At 51.6% G+C, this 21,408-nt stretch carries 18 protein-coding genes and 1 pseudogene; 18 read left to right on the top strand and 1 reads right to left on the bottom strand.

Translation table 11 applies throughout. The annotated features are described in order from the left end of the window. Window positions 1-372 precede the first annotated feature (372 nt). The 4 genes from H2170_03515 (at window position 373) to H2170_03500 (ending at window position 3,836) form a co-directional block, all read left to right on the top strand. A complete protein-coding gene (locus H2170_03515; protein ID MCS6299158.1) occupies window positions 373-1,017 on the top strand; it encodes a KilA-N domain-containing protein in 645 nt (214 codons plus the stop codon). A gap of 2 nt (window positions 1,018-1,019) precedes the next feature. Further along, window positions 1,020-2,273 carry an ISL3 family transposase gene (locus tag H2170_03510; GenBank protein ID MCS6299157.1) on the top strand — a complete coding sequence of 418 codons (1,254 nt, stop codon included), beginning with the start codon at window positions 1,020-1,022 and terminating at the stop codon, window positions 2,271-2,273. 73 nt (window positions 2,274-2,346) lie between these two features. Beyond that, window positions 2,347-3,600 (top strand): ISL3 family transposase, encoded by a 1,254-nt coding sequence (locus H2170_03505; GenBank protein ID MCS6299156.1) that lies wholly within the window; start codon window positions 2,347-2,349, stop codon window positions 3,598-3,600. After that, window positions 3,597-3,836 (top strand): hypothetical protein, encoded by a 240-nt coding sequence (locus H2170_03500; protein ID MCS6299155.1) that lies wholly within the window; start codon window positions 3,597-3,599, stop codon window positions 3,834-3,836. The genes H2170_03505 and H2170_03500 overlap by 4 nt, the downstream gene beginning before the upstream one ends. 301 nt (window positions 3,837-4,137) lie before the next feature. On the opposite strand, the gene H2170_03495 is transcribed toward H2170_03500, so the two are convergent. Further along, on the bottom strand, window positions 4,138-5,391 hold the full coding sequence (locus H2170_03495; GenBank protein ID MCS6299154.1) for an ISL3 family transposase: 1,254 nt from the start codon (window positions 5,389-5,391) through the stop codon (window positions 4,138-4,140). A 256-nt stretch (window positions 5,392-5,647) separates the two neighbouring features. Here H2170_03495 and H2170_03490 point away from each other — a divergent pair, with 256 nt between their 5' ends. The 14 genes and pseudogenes from H2170_03490 (at window position 5,648) to H2170_03425 (ending at window position 21,345) form a co-directional block, all read left to right on the top strand. After that, the gene (locus tag H2170_03490) at window positions 5,648-6,949 is read left to right on the top strand and encodes an ABC transporter ATP-binding protein (GenBank protein MCS6299153.1); all 1,302 of its coding nucleotides are present in this window, start codon (window positions 5,648-5,650) and stop codon (window positions 6,947-6,949) included. A 23-nt stretch (window positions 6,950-6,972) separates the two neighbouring features. Continuing rightward, window positions 6,973-9,264, top strand: a complete 2,292-nt coding sequence (locus tag H2170_03485) for a glycosyltransferase (protein ID MCS6299152.1) — start codon at window positions 6,973-6,975, stop codon at window positions 9,262-9,264. A gap of 92 nt (window positions 9,265-9,356) precedes the next feature. Further along, the gene (gene rfbF / locus H2170_03480; protein ID MCS6299151.1) at window positions 9,357-10,127 is read left to right on the top strand and encodes a glucose-1-phosphate cytidylyltransferase; all 771 of its coding nucleotides are present in this window, start codon (window positions 9,357-9,359) and stop codon (window positions 10,125-10,127) included. A gap of 7 nt (window positions 10,128-10,134) precedes the next feature. Beyond that, a complete protein-coding gene (gene rfbG, locus H2170_03475; protein ID MCS6299150.1) occupies window positions 10,135-11,259 on the top strand; it encodes a CDP-glucose 4,6-dehydratase in 1,125 nt (374 codons plus the stop codon). 16 nt (window positions 11,260-11,275) lie between these two features. Beyond that, window positions 11,276-11,491, top strand: a complete 216-nt coding sequence (locus H2170_03470; protein ID MCS6299149.1) for a hypothetical protein — start codon at window positions 11,276-11,278, stop codon at window positions 11,489-11,491. A gap of 6 nt (window positions 11,492-11,497) precedes the next feature. Then, window positions 11,498-11,965, top strand: a complete 468-nt coding sequence (locus H2170_03465; GenBank protein ID MCS6299148.1) for a hypothetical protein — start codon at window positions 11,498-11,500, stop codon at window positions 11,963-11,965. An 85-nt stretch (window positions 11,966-12,050) separates the two neighbouring features. Next, window positions 12,051-13,544 (top strand): hypothetical protein, encoded by a 1,494-nt coding sequence (locus H2170_03460; protein ID MCS6299147.1) that lies wholly within the window; start codon window positions 12,051-12,053, stop codon window positions 13,542-13,544. Between the two features lie 186 nt (window positions 13,545-13,730). After that, a pseudogene (locus H2170_03455) lies at window positions 13,731-14,234 on the top strand (DegT/DnrJ/EryC1/StrS family aminotransferase). After that, window positions 14,163-15,356, top strand: coding sequence for a DegT/DnrJ/EryC1/StrS family aminotransferase (locus H2170_03450; protein MCS6299146.1), 1,194 nt, complete (start codon window positions 14,163-14,165; stop codon window positions 15,354-15,356). Before H2170_03455 ends, H2170_03450 begins: the two are co-directional and overlap by 72 nt. 32 nt (window positions 15,357-15,388) lie before the next feature. Beyond that, on the top strand, window positions 15,389-16,441 hold the full coding sequence (locus H2170_03445) for an NAD-dependent epimerase/dehydratase family protein (GenBank protein MCS6299145.1): 1,053 nt from the start codon (window positions 15,389-15,391) through the stop codon (window positions 16,439-16,441). Between the two features lie 88 nt (window positions 16,442-16,529). Continuing rightward, window positions 16,530-17,405, top strand: a complete 876-nt coding sequence (locus H2170_03440; GenBank protein ID MCS6299144.1) for an acetaldehyde dehydrogenase (acetylating) — start codon at window positions 16,530-16,532, stop codon at window positions 17,403-17,405. Between the two features lie 10 nt (window positions 17,406-17,415). Next, the gene (gene dmpG, locus H2170_03435) at window positions 17,416-18,447 is read left to right on the top strand and encodes a 4-hydroxy-2-oxovalerate aldolase (protein MCS6299143.1); all 1,032 of its coding nucleotides are present in this window, start codon (window positions 17,416-17,418) and stop codon (window positions 18,445-18,447) included. A gap of 4 nt (window positions 18,448-18,451) precedes the next feature. Beyond that, window positions 18,452-19,507, top strand: coding sequence for an NAD(P)-dependent oxidoreductase (locus tag H2170_03430; protein ID MCS6299142.1), 1,056 nt, complete (start codon window positions 18,452-18,454; stop codon window positions 19,505-19,507). Continuing rightward, entirely contained in the window at window positions 19,504-21,345 is a 1,842-nt protein-coding gene (locus H2170_03425) for a thiamine pyrophosphate-binding protein (protein MCS6299141.1), read from the top strand. The genes H2170_03430 and H2170_03425 overlap by 4 nt, the downstream gene beginning before the upstream one ends. Window positions 21,346-21,408 lie beyond the last annotated feature (63 nt).

Here is a 21,408-nt window from a genome sequence, read left to right as displayed (position 1 = left end):
GAGTAACGATTAGCAGCGAGCTTAGAGCTAAGAGCTATTAGCTAGGAGCTTAAGACAATTTCGAAAAGCTCCGTGCTGCCAGCCCAATCAGAGTTTCGTGTAGTTAGTGTATTTCGTGGGTACAAATGAGCTATGAGCTTGAAGCCTAAAGCTATGGGCTCAAAACCCTCGGCCCGATCCGTTTTCGTGTTTTTTCGTGTGTTTCGCGGGCAACCCATCCTAGCTCCCAGCTCCTAGCTCCTCGCTCACCGCTCCTAGTTCATGCAAGACATCGCCATTTCCGTCCAAAACGTCAGCAAAGCCCACCGCATCTGGCGCGCCCCCTCGGCCCTCCTCAAGCGCCCGTTTGTCTAAATCGAAATACAGGAAACCATGTCAAAAAGTGAAATCAGGGTGCAACAAACCGTGGTCGCGCTCATGCGCATAAACGGTCGTGATTTCATTTCGCTGACCGATATCGCCCGATTTAAAAACCCAGATGAACCTAAAGATGTGGTTAAGAACTGGTTAAGAAGCCGCTCAACCATTGAATTTTTAGGGCTTTGGGAAAAAATCAACAACCCCGACTTTAAAGGGGTCGAATTCGACTCCTTTCTTCGAGCGGCAGGAACCAATAGTTTTACGTTGTCTCCAAATAAGTGGATTGAAGCCACAAATTCGATAGGACTACGAAGCACCGTGGGGCGTAATGGAGGCACCCATGCCCACCCCGATATAGCATTCGAGTTTGCCGCCTGGATTTCAGCCGAATTCAAATTGTTTTTGATTCGTGAGTTCCAGAGATTAAAATCCAACGAAAATGAGAAGCAGGCACTGGAATGGAATCTCACCCGAAGTTTGAGCAAAATAAATTACCGTATTCATACGGACGCGATAGCTCAAACCCTGATCCCAGCAGAAATCGTCTCAGGGCAAGCGGGTTTAATTTATGCCACGGAGGCAGACCTACTCAATATCGCTCTCTTTGGTTCTTCCCGTTTTGTTGTGGGTTCGGGCATAAAAGCAGCTAAAAAGTAAAGATGAGCATAAGCGCACATGAACATTACCGGCGGTTGCTGTTGCTGCCGGAACCGTGGGAAGTAACCAAAGTGGAGGAAGACATTCTCGGACTAAACGTGACGGTCTGGTTACGATGGCCAGACGGGGCCAAGGTGCCGTGCCCAGTGTGCGGTCAGTTGATGCCTATTTACGACCGAATGAAGGAGCGGAGTTGGCGTCACCGTGATGTGATGCAATATCGACTCGAACTGCGGTGCGCGGTGCCCCGCTGCGATTGCGAGGAGCATGGTGTTAAAACGATGCACGTGCCGTGGGCCGAACCAGGCTCGCGGTTCACCTCGCTTTTTGAAAGCTTTGCCGTGGCCGTGATCGCCTCTAGCCGATCGCTAAGCCAAGCCGCCGAGTTGCTGGGACTTCATTGGGATAGTGTACAACGTATAATCGATCAGGCTGTTGAGCGAGGCTTGGCGCGGCGAAACCTCGACGGCATCACCCGAGTTGGCTTAGACGAAAAGAGTTTTTTGCGCGGTCAAAGCTACGTTTCATTGATGACCGATCTCACCGGTCGGCGGGTACTGGACGTGGTTCCAGGCCGGGATACAGGGAGTGGGTTAAAGCTTTGGGCATCATTATCAAAGGAGCAAATTGACGGGATTGAAGCCGTCGCGATGGACATGGGTGCATCCTTCATCGCCGCCACCCACCAGGCCGCGCCCAACGCTGACATCGTTCACGACCGCTTTCATGTTTCAAAGCCTATGAACGAGGCGGTCGATCATACCCGCCGGGATGAGGCCGCTGAACTCGCTGCCAAAGGCGATGACATCTTAAAACGCACTCGCTTTCTTTGGCTGCATGGCATCGTTCCTGATGACCGCAAAGAGCACTTCGAGGCGCTGCTGGAGTCCAATCTTCGTACGGCCAAGGCATGGGCTTATAAAGAGCAGCTGGTCGAGTTTTGGGGACAACCCAACGCCGATGCGGGTAATACTTTCTTCCAGCTGTGGTATCGCTCGGTTATGAGTAGCCGCCTGCCCAGAGTCAAAAAAGTAGCAAAGTCACTAAAAGCCCATCTGGCCGGATTACTGACTTACTTTAAGCACCGTATTTCGAATGCACTCACCGAGGGTTTTAATTCAAAAATCCAAGCAATTAAAGCCGATGCTCGTGGCTTCCGTAAGTTCGAAAACTATCGCACCCGTATTCTTTTCTTTTGTGGTAAACTCGACCTCGAGCCTAATTTCCCCCCAGCCCTAACCCACAGTATTCCGTGAAGAACCCTCTCTTTGGCACAGGTTCTTCCCGTTTTGTTGTGGGTTCGGGCATAAAAGCAGCTAAAAAGTAAAGATGAGCATAAGCGCACATGAACATTACCGGCGGTTGCTGTTGCTGCCGGAACCGTGGGAAGTAACCAAAGTGGAGGAAGACATTCTCGGACTAAACGTGACGGTCTGGTTACGATGGCCAGACGGGGCCAAGGTGCCGTGCCCAGTGTGCGGTCAGTTGATGCCTATTTACGACCGAATGAAGGAGCGGAGTTGGCGTCACCGTGATGTGATGCAATATCGACTCGAACTGCGGTGCGCGGTGCCCCGCTGCGATTGCGAGGAGCATGGTGTTAAAACGATGCACGTGCCGTGGGCCGAACCAGGCTCGCGGTTCACCTCGCTTTTTGAAAGCTTTGCCGTGGCCGTGATCGCCTCTAGCCGATCGCTAAGCCAAGCCGCCGAGTTGCTGGGACTTCATTGGGATAGTGTACAACGTATAATCGATCAGGCTGTTGAGCGAGGCTTGGCGCGGCGAAACCTCGACGGCATCACCCGAGTTGGCTTAGACGAAAAGAGTTTTTTGCGCGGTCAAAGCTACGTTTCATTGATGACCGATCTCACCGGTCGGCGGGTACTGGACGTGGTTCCAGGCCGGGATACAGGGAGTGGGTTAAAGCTTTGGGCATCATTATCAAAGGAGCAAATTGACGGGATTGAAGCCGTCGCGATGGACATGGGTGCATCCTTCATCGCCGCCACCCACCAGGCCGCGCCCAACGCTGACATCGTTCACGACCGCTTTCATGTTTCAAAGCCTATGAACGAGGCGGTCGATCATACCCGCCGGGATGAGGCCGCTGAACTCGCTGCCAAAGGCGATGACATCTTAAAACGCACTCGCTTTCTTTGGCTGCATGGCATCGTTCCTGATGACCGCAAAGAGCACTTCGAGGCGCTGCTGGAGTCCAATCTTCGTACGGCCAAGGCATGGGCTTATAAAGAGCAGCTGGTCGAGTTTTGGGGACAACCCAACGCCGATGCGGGTAATACTTTCTTCCAGCTGTGGTATCGCTCGGTTATGAGTAGCCGCCTGCCCAGAGTCAAAAAAGTAGCAAAGTCACTAAAAGCCCATCTGGCCGGATTACTGACTTACTTTAAGCACCGTATTTCGAATGCACTCACCGAGGGTTTTAATTCAAAAATCCAAGCAATTAAAGCCGATGCTCGTGGCTTCCGTAAGTTCGAAAACTATCGCACCCGTATTCTTTTCTTTTGTGGTAAACTCGACCTCGAGCCTAATTTCCCCCCAGCCCTAACCCACAGTATTCCGTGAAGAACCTTGGCACAACGGCAAAGGCGTGGAAAGCAGAAAATCCACAAAAAGAGGGAAACATGCGTGACCATGCAGCTGTAGAGCAACTCGTGGTCTTATCTAATTTGGAAAGCATGAATGCAGAACTTATTCGGCAAGGATTAAGCCAAGCAGAACGCCTTGAAATTCTCAATCGTGTGGCAATTACCCAAATTAAATCAATCCTTGGCAGTCCGAGCTTAAAACAGTTGAAATAAAAGCAATTTATTCCAGTTCGTAGTGTTGGTTACTCCTCCAAGATATTAGCTTATAGCTCCGATTTAATATCGTTTATGCGTGCCTATAAGCGTTTGATGAAACAGTAGCGAGTAGTGAGTATAAAAATCACCGTTATACTTAAATTTAAAACCTTACTTCGGTTCCTCGGTGTGCTCCGTGCAATCCGTGGGCACAAAACAGTAGCGAGTAGTGTGTAGCGGGTAGTGAGTAGAATAACCCCCTTAATCCTAAGTTCAAAGCGTTACTCCGGTTCTTCCGTGTGCACTGTGCATTGGTTCTTCACGGAATACTGTGGGTTAGGGCTGGGGGGAAATTAGGCTCGAGGTCGAGTTTACCACAAAAGAAAAGAATACGGGTGCGATAGTTTTCGAACTTACGGAAGCCACGAGCATCGGCTTTAATTGCTTGGATTTTTGAATTAAAACCCTCGGTGAGTGCATTCGAAATACGGTGCTTAAAGTAAGTCAGTAATCCGGCCAGATGGGCTTTTAGTGACTTTGCTACTTTTTTGACTCTGGGCAGGCGGCTACTCATAACCGAGCGATACCACAGCTGGAAGAAAGTATTACCCGCATCGGCGTTGGGTTGTCCCCAAAACTCGACCAGCTGCTCTTTATAAGCCCATGCCTTGGCCGTACGAAGATTGGACTCCAGCAGCGCCTCGAAGTGCTCTTTGCGGTCATCAGGAACGATGCCATGCAGCCAAAGAAAGCGAGTGCGTTTTAAGATGTCATCGCCTTTGGCAGCGAGTTCAGCGGCCTCATCCCGGCGGGTATGATCGACCGCCTCGTTCATAGGCTTTGAAACATGAAAGCGGTCGTGAACGATGTCAGCGTTGGGCGCGGCCTGGTGGGTGGCGGCGATGAAGGATGCACCCATGTCCATCGCGACGGCTTCAATCCCGTCAATTTGCTCCTTTGATAATGATGCCCAAAGCTTTAACCCACTCCCTGTATCCCGGCCTGGAACCACGTCCAGTACCCGCCGACCGGTGAGATCGGTCATCAATGAAACGTAGCTTTGACCGCGCAAAAAACTCTTTTCGTCTAAGCCAACTCGGGTGATGCCGTCGAGGTTTCGCCGCGCCAAGCCTCGCTCAACAGCCTGATCGATTATACGTTGTACACTATCCCAATGAAGTCCCAGCAACTCGGCGGCTTGGCTTAGCGATCGGCTAGAGGCGATCACGGCCACGGCAAAGCTTTCAAAAAGCGAGGTGAACCGCGAGCCTGGTTCGGCCCACGGCACGTGCATCGTTTTAACACCATGCTCCTCGCAATCGCAGCGGGGCACCGCGCACCGCAGTTCGAGTCGATATTGCATCACATCACGGTGACGCCAACTCCGCTCCTTCATTCGGTCGTAAATAGGCATCAACTGACCGCACACTGGGCACGGCACCTTGGCCCCGTCTGGCCATCGTAACCAGACCGTCACGTTTAGTCCGAGAATGTCTTCCTCCACTTTGGTTACTTCCCACGGTTCCGGCAGCAACAGCAACCGCCGGTAATGTTCATGTGCGCTTATGCTCATCTTTACTTTTTAGCTGCTTTTATGCCCGAACCCACAACAAAACGGGAAGAACCTGTGCATTCCAGGCGAACTAATCAGTAGCGAGTACTGAGTAGCGGGTAGTGGTTAGATCCAAACCATTAGCGACAATTAGCGCCCATTAGCGGTTAAAAATCCGGTTTCCCATTTCCCCTTTTTCGTTTCATTTCGTGAATTTCGTGGGCAAAATTCCTAACTTCTTAGTTTCTGCCAGCCTTTCTTCGTGGTAAATAAATCAATGTCAGACGACATCGCAATTTCAGTCATAAACGTTAGCAAGGCCTACCGCATCTGGCGCGACCCAGCAGCCCGGCTCAAAGCACCGCTCTGGAGCACATGGCAGAAGTTTATAGCTAAGAGACTGAAGATAGGAGCTAACAGCTCCAAGCTCCCAGCGTACAGTTTAAGCCCTTATTACAAGGACTTCTACGCACTCAAGGACGTCTCCATTGAAGTCAAAAAAGGCGAAGCGCTGGGCATCATTGGTATGAATGGATCAGGGAAATCGACTCTATTGCAGATATTAGCTGGCACCCTCTCACCCACCAATGGGCATGCCTCCACTCAAGGCCGAATCGCAGCTCTACTTGAACTCGGTAGCGGATTTAATCCTGAATTCTCCGGGCGCGAAAACATTTACCTTAATTGCGCGGTACTCGGGCTTTCAAAAGATGAAATCGATAAACGTTTAGAGTCGATCATTAGCTTCTCGGAACTGGCTGAGTTTATTGACCAACCAGTCAGAACTTATTCAAGCGGTATGGTAGTGCGACTGGCGTTTTCAGCTATATCCCAAGTTGATCCCGATATATTGATTGTTGATGAAGCATTGGCGGTAGGTGACGCCTACTTTCAGCATAAATGTGTCGCTCGCATACGCCAATTTAAGGAGCAAGGTGGCACGCTACTGTTTGTGTCTCATGATCCGGGCGCCGTTAAGTTGATTTGTAGTCGAGCCATTCTACTTGATCAGGGTGTTATTATTAAAGATGGCCCGGCTGATTCCGTGCTGGATTATTATAATTCATTGATTGCCAAGAAACAAGACGGCATGTTGATTGTTCAACAACAAGGTGAAGCGGGGAAAATGAAAACAAGGTCGGGTAATGGTAAGGCATTCATCGAATCGATCGTTATTTTCGATGATAAAGAGCGGCCGACTCTTTGTTTTACCAGTGGGGCTAGAGCAACGATTCGTTGCACGGTCACTTTTAATGAAAAAATTGTCTGTCCGACCCTCGGTATTTTAATTCGTGACCGACTTGGAATGGATATTTTTGGCACCAATACTTTTAACCAAAAACAACCCCTGCCTGAAACACAGGCAGGATCGAGGCTGCAAATTGATATACAAATTGAGTTAAGTTTAGGCATTGGGTCATATTCACTCACTGCAGCACTACACTCCGAGCGTGACCACCTTGGGGAAAGTTACGATTGGATTGATCATGCTTTAATTTTTCAGATTATCCCACAAAATGGCAGGAACTTTGTTGGTTGTGTGTCTTTGCCCTGTAGCTTTTCGGCAATAAAGCTTTAATATTTGCGCGAGAATCTTGTTTTATGGATAAAAACTTTTACCGAGCATTTGAAGAGCGTTTTCGTGGTTCACGCGAAACGGTTAAAGCTCGATTGGAGGTATACCGCCCCCTCCTCGCGTCGATAAATATACTTTATCCCGGTTCCAGTGCGTTAGATCTAGGGTGTGGTCGAGGTGAGTGGTTGGAACTGCTCCAAGAATCAGGCTTTAGCCCACTCGGCATTGATCAAGATGAAGGTATGCTTTCTGCCTGTATTGAGCACGGGTTGCCTACTAAAAATGGGGATGCGCTGGATTATTTAAAGAATTTAGCCCCTAGCAGTCATGCGATTATTTCAGCACTTCATGTCGTTGAGCATATTAGTTTCGAGAAACTTCAGTCGTTGATTGCTGATGCGCTCAAGGCTCTTTTGCCCGGTGGCCTGCTAATACTCGAAACGCCCAATCCTGAGAATCTTAATGTCGGTGCGCATACTTTCCATCTCGACCCTACACACGTAAAACCGATCCCGCCGAATCTACTTTCATTTTTATGTGAATATCATGGCTTTAGTCGGGTTAAATTATTGAGATTGCAGGCCAGCAGTAATAACGCCATTGCGGGGGCGCCAACACTTATTGATGTTCTTATTGGCTCAAGTGCAGACTATGCCATTATTGCCCAAAAAACGGCAATGGGTTTAACGGAATATGAGTTTAATGCGATTTTATCTGGAAATTCTGGTTTTGACGTGGTTTCAATGGCGTTGCGGTATGAGGATAAAAACATTGCGGCAATATTGGAGGGTAAGGTTTTGCTCCAAACACTTAATGTCACCATCGCCGAACAAAAACAGTTCAATGTTCTTTTGAATCAGTCGATTCAGCGTTTCGATTTTGCGTTGAAAGAGTTTCGCGATAAACAGGTTTGGCGGACGTACCATGATTTAAATGTACCTTGGCACACCCATTTGTATCGGAGTGTGGTTGATATTACGACGTTTCGGAAGGCCCCTGTGTTTGTTCATTTGGGGCGCGCATTAAAGACTCTTGTTTGGGGGCGCGACCAAAGGCCCGACAATTCCATTTCTGCGATTGATAATACACGTCCGACAAATGTCGATCCGGAACCTTTTAATATTAATGAAGGTGAGCGGAGGCCTAAATCTTTGTTTATTGATGTTTCCATTACTTGTCATAATGACTATAAGACAGGAATTCAACGGGTTGTTCGTGCCCTCACGCACGAATTAATGAATTCGACCGAACATGGTTTTACCGTTGTTCCAATATACCAGGCCGGAGACGGTTATTATTGGCACTACAAACAGGCGAATAATTGGTTGCTTGTAAGTACGGAAGGGGCCGCTAGGGCCGTCATAGAAGACACGTTGGTCACTTTTCAGGCTGGTGACGTCTATCTTGTCGCCGACTTGACCGGGGGGTTGGTTGTGCAGGCCGAGCGGGCTGGTTTGTATAATAAACTTCGTGCCGCCAGGGTCTCTGTTGGGTTTATCGCCTATGACATCCTTCCAATTCATTATCCTCATTTTTTCCCCGCTGAGACGCATTCCGCATTTATTGATTGGCTGAAAAGTGCGTCCCGCTCAGCCGATTTCATGATTTGTATCTCGAATACCGTTAAGTGTAATTTGTCGGCTTGGTTTGCTTCGAATGTCCCTCTTGGGGGGGCAGTTCCTCTTCTGGGTTCTTTTCGCCTGGGTTCGGATATTAAGAACTCAATTCCCAGCGCAGGCGTTCCTCCAGATGCCGTTAAGTTTATTGAAAAAATAAAATCTGCGCCTACTTTTATCATGGTCGGGATGCTCGAACCGAGAAAAGGGCACGCCGATATTCTTGCCGCATTCAGTTTACTGTGGGCTAAACGTCATGATATTAATCTTGTTTTTATCGGAAATACCGGGTGGTCGGTTAACTCGCTGATGCTTTCAGTTAAAGCGCATCCCGAGTTGGGGCAGCACTTTCATCACCTCACTAATGTAAGTGATGAATTTCTTGAGTTAATATATTCGAATGCGACTTGTTTAATAGCTGCCTCTTATGATGAAGGCTTTGGGCTTCCTATTGTTGAGGCAGCCCAGAAGAAAATGCCTGTAATTGCGCGAGACATCAGGGTGTTTCGTGAAGTTGCAGGTGACCATGTGCATTATTTCAATAGTAGATCGATCGAAGGTATCGCTTCCTCGATTGAAGACTGGCTTTCGCTTTATTCGATGGGGTGTCACCCAAAGTCTGAAAATTTAAAATGGTTGACGTGGAAAGAGAGCAGCCAAGAACTATTGGCCCAGATCATGTATTTATCGCCGCAGTGTTAATTTAGCCTCATTCTTTGCTGGCTAGCCGTCCCTCATTATTTTCCTCCCCGATTTTCTACCGATGATTCTCAACTCCATCAAAATTAATTAAAATGAAAGCAGTTATTCTCGCCGGCGGTCTCGGCACGCGTATCAGTGAAGAGACGCACCTCAAACCCAAGCCTATGGTCGAAATCGGTGGTCGGCCGATCCTTTGGCATGTGCTCAAGATTTATTCCGCCCACGGAATTAATGATTTTGTTATCTGTGCTGGCTATAAAGGGTACATCATCAAAGAGTACTTCGCTAACTACTTTTTGCACATGTCGGATGTCACCTTTGACATGACGGGTAACACCATGGAGGTTCATCACCGCCGTTCTGATCCTTGGCGGGTTACGATTGTCGATACCGGAGAAAACACCATGACCGGGGGCCGTCTTAAAAGGGTCCGCGACTACCTAGACGAGAAGCCCTTTTGCCTGACTTACGGCGACGGTGTTGGCGACGTCAATATCACCGAACTGATCGCCTTCCACCAGCGCGAAGGTCGTCAAGCCACCTTGACAGGCGTACAGCCCCCGGGGCGGTTTGGAGCACTCAATATCGATGGCCATTCGGTCAACAGTTTTCAAGAAAAGCCTGAGGGGGATGGGAGTTGGATCAACGGGGGTTTTTTTGTGCTCAATCCCGAGGTCATTAATTTGATCGAGGGTGATAGTACCATTTGGGAGCGTCAGCCGCTGGAAGCGCTCGCTCGCCAAAATCAACTCAGCATTCATAAACACTTTGGGTTCTGGCAACCTATGGACACTCTGCGCGATCGGCAGCACTTAGAGGAGCTTTGGTCCTCGGGGCAGGCTCCGTGGAAAACCTGGAAATAAGCACGCCATGTCGTTCGCCCAGATCTATCAAGGTAAGCGGGTATTATTGACCGGCCATACGGGATTTAAAGGCGCATGGTTAGCCGAGTGGCTCATATCGCTTGGCGCCGAGTTAACCGGTTTTGCGCTGCCTCCTCCCACCACGCCATCACTGTTTGATCAACTTGGGCTCAGCTCCCGCCTACGCCACATAGAAGGAGATATTCGTGATTTGCCTGCAGTACAGGCCGCTGTTTATGCTTGTAAGCCCGACTTCGTTTTCCACCTCGCCGCACAACCCTTGGTTCGGCTTTCTTATTCACAGCCTGTCGAAACCTATGCGACCAATGTGATGGGTACGGTAAACATTTTGGAAGCGATACGCTTGGCTGGTTTACCTTGTAGTGTCGTAGCTATCACCACCGATAAATGCTACGAGAACAAAGAGTGGGTCCACAGTTACCGTGAGGAAGATCCCATGGGCGGCCACGACCCCTACAGTTCCTCCAAAGGCGCCGCCGAGTTGGTCATCGCCTCGTACCGTCGCTCCTATTTTTCGTCCCCCGACTCCCCGGTCAAGCTGGCTTCAGCCCGCGCCGGCAACGTGATCGGCGGCGGCGACTGGGCGCTGGACCGCATCGTGCCGGACTGCATCCGTGCCCTCTCCCGCGGCGAAACAATTCCGGTGCGCAACAAGATCGCCACGCGCCCATGGCAGCACGTACTTGAACCCCTCTCCGGCTACCTCTGGCTAGGTGCCTGTTTAAGTAGCTCCCAGCTCTCAGCTTTTAGCTCTCAGCTTCCGGGTGCCTTCAACTTTGGCCCCGCCCTCGCCTCCAACCGCACCGTTGCCGAACTGGTCCAAGAAATCCTCAAACACTGGCCGGGGCAGTGGGATGATCAAAGCGATCCTCACGCCCTTCACGAAGCCAAGCTGCTTAACCTAGCGACAGACAAAGCCCACCATTTCCTCGGTTGGTCACCCGCTTGGTCGTTTGCCGAAACCATAGCCCAAACAGTACGCTGGTACCGTGAGGCCAATGCTGCCCCCACCGATCTCAACGCCCTCACCACGGGCCAGATTGCGGCATACACCAAAGCTGCGAAAACCGCTGGAGTCAGCTGGGCTGTTGACCGCCGCTTCATTCCCTAATTAAACATCCTGTTTTATGAGTATCACCGTCATCAAAGAAGGTAACGTCTTACGCATCCTCAGTTCCTCTGAACCGATTCCGGAAAACACGCCTCTGGAGCTTCAAGTAAAATCTCCCGATGCCTGGGATCTTGCTCAACTCGAATCCGTGTTTAACGAGGACGATGAGGATTGGGGTGATACCTTGGACTCCTTGCGCCTTCCCCCTTTTAAATTTCAACCGCAGAAATAAGTTTCCATGCCCGAATCCCTTGTCAAACCAGGCCAGTTATTTGTTGCCGACTGGCCGTTTACCGATGCCTCCAACGCCAAGAATCGACCCGCCCTAGCGATTTCCGCTGAAGATTCGCGTGGCGACGTTGAGTTACTCATGGTGACCAGTCGTCAATATCACTCCGATTCAGTTCCCATCAACCAAGGGGATTACGTAGATGGCCCGCTACCCCATGATTCCTCCGTACGGGTGGGACGATCCATTCGGGTAAACTTAGATCGTCTCGTCCCCCTGGCAGCTTGCGTAACCCCAGCCTTTCTTGCCAGCGTCCGCAAGCGCATCATCCTCAGCGATACCCGCCACTATTCCGCCCTTGTTCACACAGGCCAACGCCCCGGTGATGATGCCGCCCACGCCCCCTGGGCCCCAGGCCAGACGATTCCCTATGCCGGCCGCGTATTTAGAGCCTGTCCCGAAAGCATAAAAACCTAGCAGTGAACTATTAGCATAAGTTTAATGATGCCTAAAGAGGGGTAATTCCCTGGTTTTGGTCAAAAAAAAGCCGCTATAATCGGCCATGAAGTCAAAACCCGTATCCGCCACCTCGGCCATTGCCCTGCAACGCTGGTTGCTTCCGGCGCTAACGCCAGTCGGTGCCAATAAAGATTACGCCGAGTTTCGCCAGCAATTGGAAGGACTCGACGCGTTGTTGCGTGGCAGCCACTTGGAGACGATGGCGATGGACTTTGCCAAGGCGGGGGCAGGCCAAGCCAGTGTCGCACAACTACGCCAGCGTATGGAGTTTGCGCTCAAAGCGTTACGCTTTGAAGTGTTGCGGGTGCATTTGGGCAACATATCCTTTCGCGAGCTTTCCCGTAGCATTGCCTCAAGTGATTTACTGGCGGATTTTTGCGGTGTTCGCACGCTTGAGGGAATCAAGGGGGCGTCCAAAAGTGTGCTGGAGCGGGCCTCGAAGTTTTTCACCGCCGAACAGGTGCGCTGGATGGGGCAAGTGTTGGTGGAGATGTGCGGCGAGAAGGATCGCGCCACTGAACTCGGGTTGAGCGCGCCGCTGGACATGGATGTTTGCCTCATCGACGGCACGTGCTTGGAGACCAACATCCACTTCCCGGTGGACTGGGTGCTGTTGCGTGATGTGTCCAAGACTTTGCTCAAGGCCATGATTTTAATCCGCCGCGCTGGACTGCTCCACCGTATGCCTGAAGAGCCGGAGTGCTTTGCCAAGCAGATGAACAAGTTGTGCATGTCAATGACCCACGCAGGCCGCCGCAACGACGCCAAGCGCGCGCGTAAACAGATCCTGCGCAAGATGAAGACGCTGTTACGCACGATCGGAGAACATGCCCGCCGCCACCGCGACCTGTTGGCGCAGAAGTATAGCCAAACCCATTACAGCCAACGCCAAACCAAGCGGATAACCACCCGCATCGACGCTATGCTCGGCCAACTGCCCGCCGTCATCAAGCAGGCCCACGAGCGCATCATCGGCGGACGCCCGGTGCCCAACGACCAAAAGATCCTCAGCGTGCATGAACTTGATGTGAACGTACTGGTTCGCGGCAAAGCAGGGAGCCAAGTCGAGTTTGGCAACTCGTTGCTGTTGAGCGAGGCGCTCTCCGGTTTAATCACCGACTGGCAACTCTACCAGGGCGCGGCTCCGGCAGAATGGTGCCAACTCGAGGAAAGCCTGGCGCGGCAGAACCGCTTTGACCTGAGTGCGCCGATTAGCGCGGTCGGCACCGACCGCGGCTTCGCCACCAAAAAAACTTCCGCAATGCTCAAGCAACAAGACGTTTACGATGCGGTATGCCCGCGTGATCCGCACGCGCTCAAGGAGCGTTTGAGCGAAAAACGCTTCGCCCAATTGCAGCGGCGCCGTTCGGCGACCGAAGCGCGCATTGCGATCCTCAAACAACGCCTCGGCGGACGCTTGCGCTGTAAAGGGTTTGCCAACCGCTACCGTTCGGTGGGTTGGAGTGTACTCGGTCACAACCTCTGGCTGGTGTCACGAATCCTTGCCGAGGAAATAACACTTCCGCTGGCCGCTTAATTCAATTTTCCGGCAAAAATGTGAATAACCCTGGGGCTCGCCCCGGCTTTGCCGTACCTTACTACCGCGCTTGGGGGCGGGAAAAATCGATTCGGGCCGCCGTTTAACGTCGCTGGGGTGATTCGTGCCACCTCGTTCGCCCGCAATCCCAATGGACCTCTGCGCACTTTTTAAAAATCCGGAAATTTGGGACAGGCTCTATTTAACCAAGACGAAGTCGAGGCCGCCGTCGGGTCCACGCTTGATTTTTGGCTTACGCTCGGCCCCGAAGGTGAAGCCTTTGAGCGCGAATTAGCTTCTTTGCTAGGCGTTAAATACAGCCTGTTGGTCAACTCCGGCTCCTCGGCCAACTTGGTCGCCCTCGCCGCGCTGACCACCCATAAACTGCCCGCACATAAACGCATACAGCCTGGTGACGAGGTCATTACGGTTGCGGCCGGTTTCCCCACCACAGTCTCGCCCATCCTGCAACTCGGTGCGGTCCCCGTTTTTATTGATAACGATCCGGTCACCGGCAACATCTGCACCGGGCAACTTGAGTCCGCCTACGTCGCAGGAAAAACCAAAGCCGTGATGATCGCCCACGCCTTGGGTAATCCGTTCGATCTAGGTTCGGTCTTGGAGTTCTGCAAAACCCACGACCTTTGGTTAATCGAGGACAATTGCGACGCCCTTGGCTGCACCTATTCGCTGCCCATTGCCCGCGCCAAAGCACTGGGTCTCGATCACCTGCTCAAGCTCGCGGAAGCGAACGGTGAGCTACGAGCTAGTAGCCTAGAGCTACGAGCTAGTAGCCTAGAGCTACGAGCTAGTAGCCTAGAGCTACGAGCTAGTAGCCTAGAGCTACGAGCTAGTAGCCTAGAGCTAGGAGCTAAGAGCTCTGAGATAGGATCTAGCAGCTCCCAGCTCCAAGCTCCCAGCTCAACGCTCACAGCTCACAGCTCCCAGCTTAAAATTCCATTCGTTGAGAATGGCATTTTGACCGCTTACACCGGCAGCTTCGGCGATATCTCCACCCAATCCTTCTACCCCCCGCACCACTTAACCATGGGCGAGGGTGGGGCGGTTAACATCATCAGTAAGCCCCCCTTAAAAACCTACGCGGAAAGCTTCCGCGATTGGGGCCGCGATTGCTGGTGTCCCTCCGGGAAGGACGATACCTGCTGCAAGCGCTTTGGCTGGCAACTTGGTGAACTGCCCAAAGGCTATGACCACAAGTATATCTATAGCCATCTGGGTTATAATTTAAAACCCCTCGACCCCCAGGCTGCCATCGGTCGTCAACAACTCAAAAAGTTACCCTCATTCATCGAAGCGCGTAAGCAAAATTGGGAAACCCTACGTGCCGGTTTGGCCGACCTAGAAGACAGCTTCGACTTTACTTTACCCACCCATGCTACGCGCTGGACGCCCAAAGGTTTCGAGTGGGACGCGACTGGGTGCCGGGTGGACACATCTTGGTTTGGCTTCATGCTCCGGGTCAAACCCACCGCGCCCTTCAGCCACTCAGACTTTGCCCGCCACCTTAACGAAAAAAATATTGGCAACCGTATGTTCTTCGGCGGCAATCTGCTTCGTCAGCCTGTGTTCGTGCAACTTCGCAAGGACCGCCCTGCGGCCATCCGTTTGGTTGGTGCCAATGGTGCGACGATTACCCCGGTCACCAGCGAAACAATTGGAGCGGCTTTCCCCGGCGCCGACGCCATCATGAACGAGGCGATTTTCCTCGGCACTTATCCCGGTCTCACCCCTGCGATGCTTGCCTACGAGATCGAAGTCATTCTCGATTTCGTGAAGTCTAAACGCGCCTGATTAGGGACCGCAGATCAGGTGTACCTCCAGTCATGTCAGTAAAACCACTTCCGCCCGAAGACCTCGCCCACGTGCTTGAGCACACCCGCGAGCTATGGGCGGAAGCACGCGATCGCTCTTTTTTCGTAACAGGTGGTACCGGCTTTTTTGGCATGTGGCTGCTGGAGAGCTTTGCCTATATAAACGACTCACTCGGCTTAAATATGCTCGCCGTGGTGCTCAGCCGCGACCCAGCGGCATTCGCTCGCAAAGCTCCGCACCTGACGAGTCGTTCAGATCTGCGATTTATCCAAGGCGATGTGCGCTCCTTTACGCTTCCGACGGGGCACTTCGACTACATTGTGCACGCTGCCACGGAAGCTAGCGTCAAACTGAACCAAGAGGACCCGCAGGAGATGTTCGACGCGATCATAGGCGGCACCCGCCAAGTGTTGGACTTGGCTGCGCAATGTCGCGTAAAAAAATTCCTGCTCACGAGTTCAGGAGCCGTTTACGGTAAACAGCCCTCAGAAATTACACACGTCTCTGAAGATTATCAAGGCGCCCCAGACCCACTCTTACCCAGTTCAGCTTACGGCGAAGGCAAGCGGGTATCCGAACACCTTTGCGCAGTCCATGCCCGCCAACACGGTTATGCGGTGAAAATCGCCCGCTGCTTTGCCTTCGTCGGCCCCCATCTACCGCTCGACAGTCATTTCGCGATCGGCAACTTCATCCGCGATGCGCTGCGAGACCACCCAATTCAGATCGCTGGGGATGGCACTCCCATGCGCAGTTATCTCTATGCCTCGGACCTAGCGATATGGTTGTGGACACTCTTGTTCCGCGCCCCCTCGGCTCGCGCTTATAATGTAGGCTCAGCAGACGACCTGAGTATCAAACAACTCGCTTCATTGGTAGCGACGACTTTGAGTGGTGGGGGGGCAGTTACCATTGCACGACAGGCGACACCTAATGCGCCCGTTTCCAGGTATGTGCCCGCTGCTAACCGCGCCCAAGAGGAACTCGGGTTAGTTGCAAGGGTTAGCCTACCTGCAGCTCTGCAACGTACTGCTGCTTGGCTTCAAGATCCTTTACCTGCCTGATTCTTAATTTTAACACCGATCTCGAGAGTTGATTGAAATACCGTGCTCAGGCTAAATTGATTTCAAAAAAGCCTTCACTCATACGACCATGACATCCAATAAGCTAAAAGTGGCGATACTAGGCACCGGCAATATCGGCACGGATCTTCTCATGAAGATCCACCGGTCGCCCGTTCTTGAATGCCGCATATTTGCCGGTCGAAACCTAGCTTCACCCGGTATGACCAAAGCGAGTCTTCTGGGTGTCGCCGTCACTGCCAAAGGAGTTGAAAGTATTCTCGAATTAAAAAATGAAATCGCTTTAGTCTTTGATGCCACAAGCGCAGAGGATCATTTTAAGCACGCCCCTCTCTTTGAAAAAGCGGGTATTGTCGCGGTAGATTTGACCCCCGCTAAGGTGGGACAAATGTGCGTGCCAGCTGTTAATTTAGATGCATGTCTGAATCTGCCAAATGTGAACATGATCACTTGCGGTGGCCAGGCCTCGATACCCTTGGCCTACGCCATAGCCCAAGCCAATAAACAGGTGGAGTACATAGAAACCGTTTCCAGTATAGCCTCGCGCAGCGCTGGGCCGGCAACACGCATCAACCTCGACGAATATCTATATACTACAGAAACCGGCTTGGCCCTGTTTTCGAGTTGTAAGCACACCAAAGCGATTATAAATCTTAACCCGGCCCAGCCCTGTGTTCACATGCAGACCACGGTGATGGCCAAAATCACCAACCCTGATTTGGCGAAAACCCGCGAAAAAATAGCCGAGGTGGTCACATTAATTAAACAATATGTGCCGGGGTATCAATTGATCCTCGAGCCCATCATAGAAAACGGTCGCTTGATTACCATGGTGCGGGTTGACGGACTGGGTGATTATTTGCCCAAATATGCGGGTAATCTTGATATTATTAATTGTGCAGCCGTGGCTTTTGCCGAAGCCTATGCCCGCCGCCGTAACGCTTAATCCCGCAACTATGGAAACTAAACCCTTCATCACCGTTTGTGATGCAACCTTACGCGACGGATCACACGCCTACAGTCACCAAATTACAATTGAGCAAGTAACGGCATATGCCACCGCCGCCGAGGCAGCCGGTTTCTCATTTCTGGAAGTTGGCCATGGCAATGGCTTAGGCGCGTCTTCACTCCAGGTCGGCGAGAGTCTCGTGCCTGAAGACGAAATGCTGCGTGCTGCCAAAAAGTGCCTTAACAGAACCAAGTTAAGCGTCCACGTGATCCCGGGCTTTGCCACCATCAAACGCGAGATCGTCAATGCATTGGAATCCGGCGTGGACCTGTTTCGTATTGGCTGCCACTGCACTGAGGCCGATATTTCACAACGCCACATCGGTTACGTACGGGCAGCAGGCCGCGAAGTGTGGGGAGTGCTCATGATGAGCCATATGGCTTCGGCCGATGTACTCCTTGAAGAATCGAAAAAAATGCAGTCCTACGGAGCTCAGGGCATAGTGCTCATGGACTCCGCTGGTGCCTATCTACCCAAAGAGGTATCAGAAAAGATTGGTTTACTCGCATCCAAACTAGAAGTCCCAATAGGCTTTCACGCCCATAACAATCTCGGTTTAAGCATAGCTAATTCACTTGCCGCCCTTGAGGCTGGAGCCCGCATCATCGACGGCACAGCCAAAGGATTCGGCGCAGGTGCGGGCAACGCTCCGCTAGAAATGCTGGCTGCTGTTTTAACGCAACAAGGTTACACGACCTCGGTGGATCTCTATAAAGCCCTTGATGCAGCCGAGTTGGCCGGGGAATTATTTGCCGGCTCATTGCCCGATTCAACCGGCATCACCATTGTGAGTGGATTAGCAGGGGTCTTTTCTGGCTTCGCCAAACCCGTGCAGCGTGCCGCCAAACAAATGGCGGTTGATCCCCGTGACGTATTTTTCGAGCTCGGTAAACGTAAGGTAGTCGGTGGCCAGGAGGACCTTATTATCGAGGTTGCGGCCGAGTTGGCTCGTCGCAAATCAACCCAACCCCAGTTATAACGCCATGAATCGCGCCCTAGCCCTAGTTCGATCCGATGCAGAAGCCGTAGTCGGCGGCCGCACCCAAATTCTTGATTCCCTGCGAGGCCAACACCTTTTTATTTCAGGTGGCACGGGCTTTCTCGGCACATGGTTGCTGGAATTAATCAAAGTGCTCAATGAGCGCCATTCCTTTGGTCTGCGAGTTACAGTTTACAGTCGTCATGCCCGTTCGTTCGCAGCCAAATTACCTCACCTAGGACAAATGGACGGAGTACGCTTTGAGGAAGGCGACATCCGTTATTTCACCGAACTACCTAGAGATGTACGCTACATAATTCATGCCGCCGCACTAACAGATCGCCGGCTACTTGCCTCCCAACCCAGCGCGGTAGCGGAGGTTAACAGCATTGGGATCCAGCGGTTGCTGAAAGCCGCCAACTTACTGGAAGACCTCCATAAATTTGTCCTGCTCAGTTCCGGACTAGTTTACGGTGCTCAACCGTGGGACCTCCCTAGTATCAATGAAAGTTTTGCTGGCCCCATGCGTTGCGACGATGTCAATGCAGTCTACGCCGAGTCTAAGCGATTTTCGGAAGTCGTGGCGCAAAGTTCCATAAGCGAAACGAAGCTGCCTATAGTTACGTTACGACCATTCGCATTTGTTGGGCCGTATCAATCCCTGCAATTACCCTGGGCGGTAACGGATTTCATCCGAGACAGTTTTACTGGTGGCCCGATTCGTATTATGGGTGATGGCACCACCGTACGCAGTCTTATGTACGCCAGTGATTACGCATTTTGGGTATTGGCCGCCTTGGCCAAAGGGCGCCCACGTGAAACCTATAACATTGGTAGCGCTGAACCCGTGGACTTGGCTTCATTGGCTAAAATGATAACTCAGTCATTTAATCCCAGCCCAGAAATACGCACCGGTTTGGGTCAAAAGGGACACGAGCGAAATCGTCTCATTCCGGATATCGGTAAGGCAAAACGAGACCTCAATCTTGAGGTCACCGTGCCACTCGCTGAGGCAATACAACGCACCATCAATTGGAATCGTTACACTCAATCTTCATGAAAACCAAAGTCAGCGACCTTATCGTACGTTTTTTTGAGCAGAAAGGCGTTAAGCATGCCTTCGGCATCATAGGCTCAGCGAATGCCCATATCTTTGATTCAATTTTTTATAATTCCTCCATTGAAATGGTCTGCAATCATCACGAGCAGGCCTGTACGATGGCAGTGCAGACGTATTGGAAAATTACTGGTGTTCCTACATTTGCACTCGTAACTGCCGGTGCCGGTTCAAGCAACGCAATAACAGGGGTTTTGTCGGCTTGGGCCGATTCAATTCCTTGCATTGTGATTTCTGGGCAAGAAAACGCTCGTTACATTCCGCCTGACCACGATCTACGTATGTATGGGATTCAGGGTTATGACAGCCCATTTGCTGTCAGCAAGATGACCAAATACGGCGCAACGCTGCTGCAACCCGAGCAAATACTCTACGAGTTGGAGAAGGCCTGGCATTACGCAACGAGCGGTAGACCTGGTCCCTGTTGGCTGGATCTTCCCATGAGCTTGCAGGCAGCAATGGTCGAGGAGGACACCTTGCCCCACTACGAACCCGAAACAGCCCTACCTGCACTTGGAGGCAATAAACTGCAAGGGGACGCGCTCTCCATTGCGGTAAACACAACGCTAGAACATCTTCGTGCAGGCCGCAGGCCGCTTCTATGGCTCGGCGTAGGTATTCGTATGTCCGGTGCCGCCACGCAGGTCGCTCGTCTTGTTGAGTCACTCGGTCTCCCCGTTTTGGTGACTTGGTCGGCAATTGATCTTTTGCCTTCGGGCCACCCACTGGTTATGGGAAGCGCGGGTGTTTACGGACAGCGCGCCGCTAATTTCATTCTGCAAAGTTGCGACTGCCTCGTCACGATTGGAACCCGAATGGCCATCCCCCAAGTCGGGTATGATATCTCGGAACTAGCACGTGCGGCAAAGGATATAACCGTAGTGGATATTGATCCAACTGAGCTTAAAAAATATCCGCAGCGCTTTAATCACCCTATATGCGCAGATGCAGGGGACTTTATTGCAGAAATGCTCAAGCAGGTCGCCTGCATGCCGCTACCAGATAAAGCGGAATGGGTTGGCTGGTGCAGCCAAGTCAAGAAACGCTTCCCGTGGATTGGCCCAGAACACGATGATAAGGCGGGATTTATAAATTCATACCGGTTCTTGGACAAGTTGGCGGGTTTGATGAAGCCAGACCAGATAGTAGTTACCGACATGGGCACCGCGCTGCTGAGTGGTCACCAAGCCCTTCCTATTACCCCCCCGCAACGGCTACTTACTTCCCAAGGTTTAGGCGAAATGGGTTTTGGCCTACCAGGCGCGATTGGTGCCTCCATTGCCCGAAATCGTGGCGAGGTGCTTTGCTTAAATTGTGACGGAGGTCTAATGATGAACCTTCAAGAACTGCAGACCGTAGTTCACTATCGATTGCCGATTAAGCTGATCATATTTAATAATGATGGGTATCTTATGATCAAACACACCCAGAAGGCAGTGCTAAAGGGTCGCTACGCAGGAACCGATAAAAAAACAGGGGTATCCTGCCCCGATTATAGTAAAGTGGCCAAAGCCTTTGATATTCCTGCTTATCAAATTCGCACATGGGCGGACTTTGATCGCGAAATCCCCAAGGTGCAAGCGCATGAGGGGCCGGTCATCTGTGAGGTATTCATGCACCCCGAACAATTTTTTCACCCCAAGCTTGGAGTTGCGGTGCAACCTGATGGTACGCTCATTTCGCCTCCACTCGAGGACTTGTCCCCGTTTTTGCCGCGCTCGGTATTAGCAGAAAATATACAGGTGCCGATTCTGCAGAAATCAGAAATGATTAAGCTTTAACGGACCGTCCATTATCAGCCGCATTAGATTCACAAAGAATTACTGAAAGAGAATCGGAGTTTA

Source organism: Opitutus sp. (assembly GCA_024998815.1).
Taxonomy (GTDB): domain Bacteria; phylum Verrucomicrobiota; class Verrucomicrobiia; order Opitutales; family Opitutaceae; genus Rariglobus.
The sequence above is the reverse complement of the archived record's forward strand: the minus strand, read 5'-3'. Positions and strand labels throughout refer to the sequence as shown.